The sequence below is a fragment of the Candidatus Velamenicoccus archaeovorus genome, assembly GCF_004102945.1.
Classification (GTDB): domain Bacteria; phylum Omnitrophota; class Gorgyraeia; order Velamenicoccales; family Velamenicoccaceae; genus Velamenicoccus; species Velamenicoccus archaeovorus.
The window spans coordinates 1741251-1753049 of record NZ_CP019384.1; the positions used below are offsets into that span (position 1 = coordinate 1741251).

Below are 11799 nucleotides of genomic sequence, written 5' to 3' on the forward strand. Positions count from 1 at the left end.
CTAAAAGATGTCTGCTATTTCCTTCTGCCCTTCCTGAACTTCCTCATCATCTCCGTGAAGCGGCCAAACAGGTAACCCGCGTCATGCGGGCCGGGGCCGGCCTCGGGATGGTACTGCACGCAGAACAAAGGCAGCTGTTTGTGACGTAATCCTTCCGTCGTCTTGTCATAAAGGTTGACGTGCGTCAAGGCGACGTTCTTATCCTTGATCGATTCCATGTCCACGCAAAAACCGTGGTTCTGCGATGTGATCTCAACCTTGCGCGTCTCCAGGTCCATCACGGGATGGTTGCCGCCGTGGTGGCCGAATTTGAGCTTATAGGTCTTGCCGCCGAGGGCATGGCCCAGGAGCTGATGCCCCAGGCAGATGCCGAAAAGCGGCACCGCACCGATGAGTTTCCTGATCTCCTGGATGGTATAATCCAGGACCGCCGGATCGCCGGGGCCGTTGGAGAGAAAAACCCCGTCGGGTTTAAGCGCCAGCACCTCTTGCGCCTTCGTCGCTGCCGGCACGACCCTCACCTTGCACCCTGCCCGGTCAAGGAGCCGCAGGCTGTTGTATTTGATGCCGTAATCAAAGGCTACGACGAAGAACTCCTTACGGCCCCCCGCCCCCGGCCAGTCGTAGGCCTGTTTGCATGTCACGTCCCGGACAAGGTCGCGGCCGACCATCACGGGTGATGCCATGACCTTAGCCTTGAGGGAAACGACATCGAAATCACGCGTGGAAAGGATCCCTCTCATGGCCCCCGAGCTGCGGATACGCCGCGTCAACGCCCGCGTATCGAGGCCCTCGGCTGCGACGATGTTGTGTTTGGCCAGATAATCCTCGAGGGACACCGAGCCCCTCCAGCTGGAGAAGATCTTCGACTTTTCTTTGACGATAAAGCCGTCCGCCCAGGGCTTGGCCGATTCGACATCGTCGCTGTTTGTCCCGTAATTGCCGATCAGGGGATACGTCATGGTCACGATCTGACCCTTGTAGGATGGATCCGTCAGGATCTCCTGATAACCTGTCATTGACGTATTAAAGACCACCTCGCCCAAGGTCTCGCCTTCTGCGCCGAAGCTTTTTGCCTCCAGCACAAAACCGTCTTCAAGCAGTAAAATAGCCTTTTTCATGATGTCCTTTTGATGGAAGATCCTTTCCTCGCCTTCGAGCTGTCCGTCAACTCAAGGACCTTCTCTACAGCTTCCTCAGCTGTCTTGACTTCAACGACGCCAGGGATAGACCAGGACCCCAGCCCGATGACGGGTTTTTTCATCACTGACCTATATACAAACCATCAGAGATTTTGGAAGCGCGAATTTTGGCCGCATGCCTGCCTGTCCAAGAGAGCAGGCGAGCGCGACGACGATGGCGTACCCTTTGTGGTACGTCGAGGAGAAACAACGCAGCAGGCGGTCAAAAGACGCCTTCCCCTCTGTTCTTAATCAGGGGGCCGGACGCTTTTGGGCTGCGACTTCGTCGCTCGTCCTTGACGTAGCGCTTCGGCTACGCCGGCGTCCTCTCCTCCTCGTCTCGCTCCAAAATCGTCACGGCCAAAACTCCGATGGTTTGTATATAGGTCAGTGGGCAAACGCGATCTCGGACAACGTCCCATACTTTCCCGGCAAGGCAATCACGGCATCCGCGCAACCCGCCACGATCGTGTTGCGGGTATAGCCTAATCCGGTAGGAATCGGTATGTCAATGAAGGGATTGGCGGCATTCTTGTCTTCTGAAGGCAAGATGCCTATGGTCAAGCCTCCTCCATTCTTTGCTCCTCTGGAAACAGCCTCCATAACCCCTTTTAAACCTCCAGTAACTATTATTGCCCCCACTTTTGCCAACAATTCACCTAATTTTATTGAAATTCCCTCCACTTTGGCATCACATGCGTGACCGCCAACAACAGCAATAATCAACCTCTTATTCCCTGATTTATTTAAAGACATAAATAAGTTTCTCGAACTCTTTTTCTTTGGAGTTGGCAAAATAAACCGTGAACTTCAAGCTCGTCCCGGCATCATTCCCCATGAGGCGGACATACCCCTGATAAGCCTGCGATATATCAAACTCCTTTTCACCGTTAGCCGGGATATCCCTGAATTCCCACGGGAAAGAAAATATCTTTTTGTCGTTGATATAGATGTCCAAAGGAAGGATATCGATCTGTTGAGGGGTCGGGTTGCGTATGACCAAAAAAAACCTGTTTTCGTCTGGATAGTTTCTTTGATAATAGATATCCTCGATGCGGAACAGAGGTTTCGCTCCCCAATCGAACGACATCTTGTCGCTCTCAATAAAGGTCGTGCAGGGAAAATTAACGCCGTCCCTGAGCTCATTGATGCCGAGCGTCAGCGCATTTTTTGTCGTCCCTGAATAGTCCCCCTGGGCGCCGAGATAAGCCAGACTGACTTTCTCGCCGATGGTCGTGATCTTGACGGCCGGCCGGGCCACATCCCACTGGGCAAAGACCTTATATGTCCCTGCCGGGACTCCCTCGATGCTGTAAGGAACTTTCTGCCCCTTGATTTCCGCGGCATCGATCTTGTCAAACATCATCTTGGACGCCGAGATATAGTTGCCGTCGCCCGTGTCCTCCAAAAGATAAACATAAAGATCGCCGGAGACCCCTTTGAGAGGCGGCAAGGTCACAACGCCCGATATCCGGCCTTCACCTTCTCTCTTGACAGGATTCCCCTCTCCAGGGGTCTCTTGTCGCGGCGGCTTTAAAGGATGCGGCTGGCGTTCGATAAATCTTTTTAAGAAAGCGCCCTGCCCGGATCCGGGCTCGAGCTCACCGCTCGCCCATCCCCCGGCGGCAGCCTCAGGGGTCGCGCTGCCTTCTTCCTCCGAGGCGACCATGGCCATGATATGTTCCTTGCTTGCATCGCTGGAGACGGAAGAAAAAAGGGGCTCTTTTTCGACAACAGGCACAACAGTCCTGTCGGCTTCAAAAAGAGACAAAGGAACATAACCCCTTTCCTGATCAAATTCTTCCTCGGACGTCATCCGGTTGATATCCTCCAAGAAGATCGTCGCACGCGTCGCCGCCTCCCCCTCGCCGGAACGCAGCACAATATATTTCGGCGTCTTTTCGACGATCTTGCCGCGCATCACCGTGCCGTTTTTCAAAATAACGACCTCCGCCCAAGCCGTGATCGATGCGCCCAAAACAACGACCGCTGCCAGGAAAAAACCGATGATATTGAATTGAAACCGCGGTTTTTTTATAAGCACAACAAGGTCTCCTTCTGCGTCAAATTTTAATTTATGCGCCTGGACAGAATCCCTGCCTGCCGGCAGGCAGGGAACTTGACACCACTAGCTCCGCTCCTCGTCTCTGATAAGACGGAACCCCGAGCGATGTTAAAAAATCATCCTGAAGTCTTTATTATGCCCCCGGCAGGAATCGGTCTCGTTCGGCTGCGCCTCGCTCGCCACCGGGCCGCTCACCAACTCGCGGCCCCGCTAAACGGTCGGCCTTATCCGGCCGACCAGCGGCCTCCGGTTCGATTCCCGCTCTTCTTGCCAAAAACCGCAGCTTTCCGCATCCAAGCTACGCACACATATCCATGCCCTCGGCAGGAATCGAACCTGCAAGGCCAACTCCGAAATATTAATTTATGCGCCTGGACAGAATCGAACTGTCACCACTAGCTCCGGAGGCTAGTGCGCTATCCGTTGCGCTACAGGCGCATAAAACTCTTTGGTGCCCCCTGCCTGCCCTGCGGACTCGTCCGCGAAGGCAGGTATCTCTACCTGTCGGTAGACAGGCATTGGGCGACGGGGGCATTTCAAACAAAAATGTCTAATTCCTAAATCCAAATGACGAAATGAAAAAACAATAAAAAAATCTTTTAGGCATTAGGGATTATCGACATTGATTCGGCATTGGACATTCGACATTTGATTATCCCTAAAATAGAGATATCTGCTCTTCGGATTTCCTGACCGGCCCCTCATCCCCAAAGACGGAAACTTTGCCGTATTCTCCGTCATAACCGGGCTCCACCTTGACGCGTCCCGCCCGCACACGGCAGATGCCTTCGGCAACCCTGGGGTGCGCTCCGCGGTCAAGCTCTTCCTGGGGGACCTTCGTCAGGATATTGAATTCCGTACCGAACCGCTGGATCATGCCGCGATATTCCTTTTCAACAGCCAAAGACCCCTTGCCCATCTGCTTGGCGTCCGCAATAATTTCGTCGAGAGGGACGAGATTTTTGTAAGGGATCGCATTATCCGGGACAAAGCCCTCCTTGCGGTCCGCCAGCTGGACAATCCTGTTCATGACGCCGATCGTCAACGGCTTGCCGCATTTGGGGCACTTATTGGCATTTTTGCGCGACTCCTCGGGGGAAAAGCGGATCCCGCAAAGCCTGTGACCGTCATAATGGTATTTTCCCTCTTCAGGGAAGAACTCGATGGTATAAAGGAACTTTTTCTTATCTTTTGTGCGCAGGGCCTCGCGGATCTCCTGGTAATCCAGCTCGCAATTGAAAACATTGGCTTCGCGGCCGATCTTCTGCGGCGAATGCGAATCCGAGTTGGATACCAGGCTGAATCTGTCGAGGGCGCTTAACCGCCAGTTCATCGCCGGATCCGAGCTTAAGCCCGTCTCCAGCGCAAATATTCTGGGTGTCTGCTTGCCGAAGCAATCCTCAATCCTATCGAACCCGGACATGGAGCCAAAGAGGCTGAACCACGGCGTCCAGATGTGACCGGGGATGAGGATGCAGTTCTCGTCGGCCTCGAACACGATCCTCGCCAGATCCTCAGCATCCAATCCCAGGATCGGCCGGCCGTCGCTGGAAAGGTTGCCGACACCTGAAAGCACCCTGTTGATCGCATCCACGCTCTTGAAAGAAGGCGCCAGGATCACGTTGTGGATGCGGTACGTCCGCCCGCCTTTTGAATAGATGCTCGAGACCTCGGCGGACAGGACAAAATGCACCCCCTGGTGGACCAAGAGCCCCTTGCCCGTCGGCTCCAGCTTCGTCTTGAGCTCTTCGAGCCACAAATGGTGCGTGAAGTCGCCCGTCCCCATCAGGGATATCCCCTTGAGCTTGGCCCACTGGGCGATATGCTCGACATCCATATCGCGGCTCGTGGCCCGGCTGTATTTGGAATGGACGTGGAAATCCGCTACGAATTCCATCTTCCCTCACTTCGCTCGGCAGAGGACAGATGACAAAACACAGATGACAGAAAAGAATTATTACCCTCTATTCTCCGCATTCTCTCGTCCCTCATCCTCTGTTATCTGTTTTCTGTTCTGTTCTCCGTCTTCTGTTCTCTGTAAACCCATATTCCCCGGCCTCGGCCTGCCTTTCGGGCAAGGCCAGGGCCGGGGCTTGTTTCGGGTACCTCTAAGCGGCCACAACACTCTTGCGCCCTGAAGGGCGGAGCCTTAGGCCGCGCAGAGTAAACTTGTAATAATTTCTTCCACATTTTCCCAGTGCGTGCCTTTCCAGTATACCCTGCGGCAGGCGGGGCAGCGCCGGAAGACATCCACGGTCTCAAAGACATACGGCGGCACTTCTTTTTCGACGACAGCCTTGGGTATCGCGGCCAAAGGCTCGTTGCAGAGAATGCAGCGGCTGAAAAAAAGACTGCGGTCAACGGCAAGACCCAGCTGGCCCTGAAGTTCCAGTATCTGGCCTTTCAGGTCGTTGGCGTGCAGGAAAACCACGCTGCCTCCGTGCCGCCGGCCGAAACGCATATTGCGCGTGACGACGACCCGTTCCTCCTTGAGCGCCTCCAGCATGCAGAAGGCCTTGGAACCCGACGGCTCATAACGGGCGTCGAAGCCCAGGATCCGCAGCCATCGGCTCAGCCGGCCGAGTTCCCGCGTCAGGAGAAACTTCATGTTCAGCCCTTATGAGAAATATTCTTCGATGTATACGCGATCTTTCCCGCGCAGATGGTGCACTCCACGGCCCCTTTAAGCCTACGGCCGAGAAAGGACGAATTATTGGATTTGGACGCAAAGGCCGCCTTGGTCACGACCCATTCCCTGGCGGGATCGATAATGACGATATCGGCGCATCTGCCCGCCTCAAGCCTTCCCTTATCGATGCCCAGGATCTTCGCCGGCGCCGACGACAACAGGCGTGCCAGCTCCATCCAGGTCATTTGGTCCGATGCGATAAATTCCGACACCAGGCTCGCGCATTCCGTCTCCAGCCCCGTGACTCCGAATTCCGCATGGTCGAACTCGATATCCTTTTCACTCTCCGTGTGCGGCGCATGGTCGGAAGCGACGGCGTCGATCACGCCGTCTCTGACGGCTTGACGCAGCGCATCTCTGTCGGCCTTCGTCCGCAGAGGCGGATTCATTTTAAAATTGGGGTCGTATGTCTCCAGAGCCTCGTCCGTAAAGATCAGATAGTGCGGGGCCGTCTCGGCGGTGACAGGTTCCCCTCGTTTTTTGGCCGCGGCGATAAGATCGACACTCTCCCGGCAGCTGACGTGCGCGATATGGACCGGGCATCCGGCCCCTGCTGCCAGACGGAGGTCGCGCTCCACACGGCGGTACTCCGCTTCTTTCGGGATACCTCTGAGGCCGAGCTCCGTAGACATGAGCCCGAGGCTCATGACGCCCTTCTGGGAGAGACGCTTGTCTTCACAGTGACAGATCACCAGAAGCCCGCACTTTTTAGCCAGGCGAAAGGCCTCTTCCATCAGGCCATCATCGTCGACGGAGGAACCGTCGTCGGTCACAGCCACGGCCCCTTCGGCCTTGAGGGCTGCAAAATCCGTCAATTCCGTGCCGGCCCGGCCTTTGGTGATGGCCGCCGCCGCAAACACATGGCTTGAGGCCGTCTTGCGCACGATCTCCTGGAGCATGCGCAGGCGCTCCGGCGAATCCATGGCCGGCGTCGTGTTTGGCATCGCCAAAACACTCGTCACGCCGCCCTTGACGGCCGCTTTCGTTCCGGTCGCCACCGTCTCTTTGTCCTCACGGCCGGGCTCCCGCAAATGAACATGCATATCCACAAGCCCGGGAAGAACGATCTTGCCCGACGCGTCGATGACCTTCTGCGTCCCTTCCGGAATGCCCTTGCCGATCTCGGCAATAACACCGTCTTTAACCAGAATATCCGCCGCTCCGTCGACTACTGTCGCCGCGCCGATCAAGTGTCCGTTTTTAATAAGGATATCCATCTCACCCTAAATAATGAGACTTTAAGGCCAGACCTTAAAGTCTCATTAACTTGTTTGGCCGCTTACCGGCTCACCCGTTAACCCGCTCACCCGCTTAGTGTAATCTCTGACACTCTGACTCTCCGATACTCCGACACTCGGCCCGCCCGCCGATGATCCATCCGGAGGAACGTGGACTTCCGTCTTTGCGGGCCTTGCTCGCCTCGCCTTGCGGCTTTCATTGGCCTGGGACACCAGAAAAAGAACGGCCATGCGCACCGCAATGCCATTGGTGACCTGCTCTAAAATGACGGAGTTCGCTCCATCCGCCACTTCGCTCGACATCTCGATCCCCCTGTTGATGGGACCGGGGTGCATGACGATGATGTTCTTCTTGGCCTTCTTGAGCCGTTCCTCCGTAATGCCGAAATTCTTGAAATACTCCAGCTGCTGCGGAAAGGCGTCGCCCGAATCGCGCTCGAACTGCATGCGCAGAACATTGACGGCATCGGCTTCGGCGAGCGCCTCCTGAATGTCATGCGTCACCGAAACCCCCATCTCTCCGATGCACGGCGGGATCAGCATGGGCGGCGCACAGACGGTCACGCGGGCCCCCAGTTTCGTCAACCCCCAGATGTTGGAACGGGCCACGCGCGAATGGGCGATATCCCCGACGATAGCGACACGGACCCCCTCGATGTGTCCCAGTTTTTCCTTCAAGGTAAAGATGTCCAGGAGGGCCTGGGTCGGATGCTCGTGCCATCCGTCGCCGGCATTGACGACACTCGCCCCCACATGACGCGCCAGCATGACGGCCGCCCCGGAATAGGAGTGGCGCATGACGATCATATCGACTTTCAGGGCCTCGATGTTGCGGCCGGTATCGATCAGGGTTTCACCCTTGCGCACGCTCGACGTCTCCGTCGCGATGTTGATAACGTCCGCCGAAAGCCTCTTGGCGGCGATCTCAAACGAGATACGCGTACGGGTGGAAGGCTCGTAGAAAAGGTTCACAATGGTCTTGCCGCGCAGCGCCGGCACCTTCTTGATCGGGCGGCCGATGACCTCTTTGAAAGATTCCGCGGTCGAAAGGATAAGCGTTATCTCGCCGGCCGAGAGCTCTTTCAAACCCAGCAGGTCCTTGCGTTCCCAGGAAGGATTCCGTGTCATATTCATGCGTCTTTCTCCAGGACTACGACCTCGTCGCGGCCTTCGGATTCCTCCAGCCGCACCTCGACGGTTTCCTTCGGCGAGGTCGGGATGTTCTTACCGACGTAATCTGCGCGGATAGGCAGCTCCCTGTGTCCCCGGTCGACCAAAACCGCCAACTGGATGAACTGCGGCCGGCCAAAATCAATGATCTCGTCTAAGGCCGCCCGCACGGTGCGGCCGGTATACAGCACGTCGTCAACAAGGACCACTTTCTTGTCTGAAATATCGAAATCGATCTCGGTTTTATGGACGACCGGCTGTTGGGCGATAGAACTCAGATCGTCCCTATAAAGCGTGATATCGAGGAGCCCGACAGGCGGCGTCACGCCGTCCACCTTGCCGATCAAGGCCGCCAGCCTCTGCGCCAAAAACGCCCCGCGCGTGCAGATGCCGACGATGGCGATGTCTTGCGTCCCCTTGTTTTTTTCCACGATCTCATGCGCCATACGCAAAAGAACGCGGTTCAAACCGGCCTTGTCCATGATCCTGGCTCTTTCTTTCATGGCATAATCCATTTTCCCGATATAATCCTCGACATAATCATGGATTATGCCTGATTACACCGATTAAAAACTGATATCACAGATTAAAAAATAAACCGCTTGATTTGACAGCTCTTATTATTAAAATTAACCTCTAACCCGACAGGCAACCGAGAAACTTTCAAATAAGACAATATTTGATGTCCAAATACATCCGGAATATTGCCGGTGACGGCTTTTACTTCAAGAACGACTTTATTCTCTACAACTAAATCCAGCCTTAAAGAACCCACCTTTTTATCTTTAAATTTAACCTGGTAATCTTTTTCCACTGCGTATTGCAGACCTTTTTCTTCAAATGCCAACTTTAGAGCGTTGGAATATACTCTCTCATTAAAGCCGGGGCCCAATTCCGAATGAACCCTGAAACAACATCCGATAATTTTTTCAGTTAGAGAATCATCAATTCCCGCCATAAGCCCTTAACTGTTACGCCTCTAGCTTTAATCCGTGTAATCAGAATTAATAATCTGCGTAATCGTTCTTCAAAAAAACACCCGCGTCTTTGGGGCGCGGGTTCTCAAATTATCCTGAATATAATGCGTCATGATTCATCTCATCCTTGCCGGTTTCTCTGAACCGGCTTAAAGGCATTTCAAAAAATATAACACGCTTTAGCCGCACTGTCAAGACGATTTTCCCGCCCCCCCCTCGTCTTATCTGGGCATATCTTTATCTCTGCAATAGATGACCAGGGGGCTGGCGGCCATAGATCCCTGAGGCGCCCTGACAAACCCCCTTGAAGCCAAAAGATGCCTGTCCAAAGGAAGGGTGCATTCAAACAAAAGGACTTGCGGGGAAAATATTCTCAAAAAATCTTTTAAGTTATTTGAAGACAATGTGTTATGGCTCGGAAGAACAACAATAGACCTCTCCAGGCCGATGTTGCCGACAACATACTCCGTGGTTGCGATGAGATCGTCCTTTTTCGTATGGGAAAGGACCCATTCTTTGGCCGCTTTCAGGCTTGTCTCTTTGGCATGGGCCCTGTCCTCCTGCCAGTAAACATCCAGGACGCGGACAGCCTGGTACATATTGGCAAGCAGGATGACCGCAAACACAATATGAAAGAAAACCTTTCCGGTCCTGGGCAGGAACTTCACGCAGAAATCTCTCAAGCCCATTCCTCCGAGGATCAATAGACACGCCGCAGGCAAAAGAAGAAAACGCGTCCAGCTGAATTCTCCAATCATCATGTAGGGATAAAATCCGACGCTCGCCGCCATCTGCGCGATGGCCAGAAATAGCAGCAGCTTTTCTGCGCGGCTGCCCCGGCGCAGAATGCCGAACGCCGCCCAAAGAGCAGGAACCACAAGAACCCGCAAGATGCAAAACAGAACATAAAACATCTGCGCCGTGTTGACTCCCGCAAGGGAGGCAAAACAGCCGCCCCGCAAAAGAGGCAGGAGCGCCGGCGTCCTGTCCAGGAATATGCCGCCCGTCAGGCGCGTGGCCCAAAAATAATTTTTGAACGCCAAGGGGTATTGAGGAAAGAAAGAGCCGTAACGCCGCCAGATAAACCCTTCCCACAACAAAAGGAGCACGGTATAGACGCCGGCAAAAAAGGCGGCATGCCTCCAGGGCCTGGCCTCGCCGGGCCGCGCCATGACCATGGCCAGGGCAAAGACGTAGGGATAAAAAACGGCGGCGGAGCGGACCAAAAAACCAAAAAACAAGAGACCCGCCAGCCCTGTTAGAAACAACCTGTCCCACTTTTCCCTTGAAACAAACATCAGGATAGCCGAGAGGGTGACCAAGAGACTCCACGGCTCCGTAAGAATCCTCAGCAGGGTGATCTGGGTGCAAACGCTCCCGACGAGAATAACGGATGCCCAAAAAGCCACGCCGCGGTCCCGGTATATGCGCATGGCGATCGCAGCGACAAGCAGGCCGTTGACGGCCGCCGGCACAAACCCGCCCAGAACCAGGCCCTTGAGCGAAAACCCCAGGGACAATGCCCCTGCCAGCAAAACAGACAACCCCGCATGGACAAAAGGCAGGGCCGGCGCGGCGATGCCTTTCCAAAATTGATAAACATTAAATGTGCAGAGGAATCCTTCGCCTGACTGAAGGTGACGCGCGATATCAAGATAGAGGAAGGTATCCGAAGAATTGTTATAGACAGACGTGTCGAGGACAAAGGCCGTCAGAAAAGACGGCAAAAGGACGGCGGCCAGGCAGAGGAACAATACGAAGTAAAACGGCAGGTCCTTTTTAGAATGCGCGCGTAAGCTCATCAGAACACGACCACAAATTCACCTTTTGGCCTCGACCGCCGACGCAGCTGGTCCGCAACGCAACCGGCATCGCCGCGCAGCACCTCTTCAAATTTCTTCGTGATCTCGCGGACAACGGCAATGGGCCTCTCCCCAAGGACCTCGCGCATATCTTCGAGCGCAGACAGGATGCGGTGCGGAGATTCATAAGCAACGACGGTTGCCTTGAGGACTGCCAATTCCTTGAGCCGCTTCTTGCGGGCGGCGGATTTGACGGGCAAGAAACCCTCAAAGAAGAAGCGGTTGGCTGGAAATCCGCTGGCGGAAAGGGCGCTAATCAGGGCCGTCGGCCCCGGGATGGGTGTTACAGGGATGTTTGCGTCCAGGGCGGAGCGGATAAGGTTGAATCCTGGATCGCTGATGCCGGGCGTGCCGGCATCAGAGACAAGGGCGACCGCCTTGCCCTCCCGCAGCAACCCCATGAGATGCTCGCCGCGGACGATCTTGTTATATTCATAATAGCTGCATAAGGGTTTCTTGATGCCGTAGGCTTCGCAAAGGATCTTCGTGCGACGGGTATCTTCGCAGGCGATCAGGTCGACGGACTTTAACACCTCGACGGCGCGGTAAGTGATGTCGCCCAAATTGCCTATAGGTGTCGAAACAATATACAACATAAGGCAGTTAACGTGTTGACG

12 protein-coding genes and 1 tRNA gene are annotated in these 11799 nt (G+C 54.8%); all 13 read right to left on the reverse strand.

The features are described from left to right. Positions 1–14 precede the first annotated feature (14 nt). The gene (gene carA / locus BU251_RS08120; protein ID WP_128700682.1) at positions 15–1121 is read right to left on the reverse strand and encodes a glutamine-hydrolyzing carbamoyl-phosphate synthase small subunit; all 1107 of its coding nucleotides are present in this window, start codon (positions 1119–1121) and stop codon (positions 15–17) included. Next, complete coding sequence (locus BU251_RS09465) at positions 1118–1264, reverse strand: hypothetical protein (RefSeq protein WP_164908930.1); 147 nt, start codon at positions 1262–1264, stop codon at positions 1118–1120. The genes carA and BU251_RS09465 overlap by 4 nt, the downstream gene beginning before the upstream one ends. Positions 1265–1568: 304 nt before the next feature. Further along, positions 1569–1937 (reverse strand): TIGR00725 family protein, encoded by a 369-nt coding sequence (locus tag BU251_RS08125; protein WP_128700683.1) that lies wholly within the window; start codon positions 1935–1937, stop codon positions 1569–1571. After that, a complete protein-coding gene (locus BU251_RS08130; protein ID WP_128700684.1) occupies positions 1924–3225 on the reverse strand; it encodes a hypothetical protein in 1302 nt (433 codons plus the stop codon). The genes BU251_RS08125 and BU251_RS08130 overlap by 14 nt, the downstream gene beginning before the upstream one ends. Positions 3226–3612: 387 nt before the next feature. After that, positions 3613–3684 (reverse strand) — tRNA-Arg (locus BU251_RS08135). A 220-nt stretch (positions 3685–3904) separates the two neighbouring features. Next, the gene (locus BU251_RS08140; protein ID WP_128700685.1) at positions 3905–5143 is read right to left on the reverse strand and encodes an endonuclease Q family protein; all 1239 of its coding nucleotides are present in this window, start codon (positions 5141–5143) and stop codon (positions 3905–3907) included. A 252-nt stretch (positions 5144–5395) separates the two neighbouring features. Further along, complete coding sequence (locus tag BU251_RS08145) at positions 5396–5854, reverse strand: Mut7-C RNAse domain-containing protein (protein WP_128700686.1); 459 nt, start codon at positions 5852–5854, stop codon at positions 5396–5398. 2 nt (positions 5855–5856) lie between these two features. After that, complete coding sequence (locus BU251_RS08150; RefSeq protein ID WP_128700687.1) at positions 5857–7152, reverse strand: dihydroorotase; 1296 nt, start codon at positions 7150–7152, stop codon at positions 5857–5859. Positions 7153–7197: 45 nt separating this feature from the next. Beyond that, positions 7198–8307 (reverse strand): aspartate carbamoyltransferase catalytic subunit, encoded by a 1110-nt coding sequence (locus BU251_RS08155; RefSeq protein ID WP_128700688.1) that lies wholly within the window; start codon positions 8305–8307, stop codon positions 7198–7200. After that, entirely contained in the window at positions 8304–8846 is a 543-nt protein-coding gene (gene pyrR / locus BU251_RS08160) for a bifunctional pyr operon transcriptional regulator/uracil phosphoribosyltransferase PyrR (protein WP_128700689.1), read from the reverse strand. Before pyrR ends, BU251_RS08155 begins: the two co-directional genes overlap by 4 nt. 83 nt (positions 8847–8929) lie before the next feature. After that, the gene (locus BU251_RS08165; protein WP_128700690.1) at positions 8930–9301 is read right to left on the reverse strand and encodes a GxxExxY protein; all 372 of its coding nucleotides are present in this window, start codon (positions 9299–9301) and stop codon (positions 8930–8932) included. 240 nt (positions 9302–9541) lie between these two features. Beyond that, positions 9542–11122, reverse strand: coding sequence for a hypothetical protein (locus tag BU251_RS08170; RefSeq protein ID WP_128700691.1), 1581 nt, complete (start codon positions 11120–11122; stop codon positions 9542–9544). Then, positions 11122–11778 (reverse strand): 16S rRNA (cytidine(1402)-2'-O)-methyltransferase, encoded by a 657-nt coding sequence (gene rsmI, locus BU251_RS08175; RefSeq protein WP_128700692.1) that lies wholly within the window; start codon positions 11776–11778, stop codon positions 11122–11124. The genes BU251_RS08170 and rsmI overlap by 1 nt, the downstream gene beginning before the upstream one ends. Between the last annotated feature and the right edge of the window lie 21 nt (positions 11779–11799).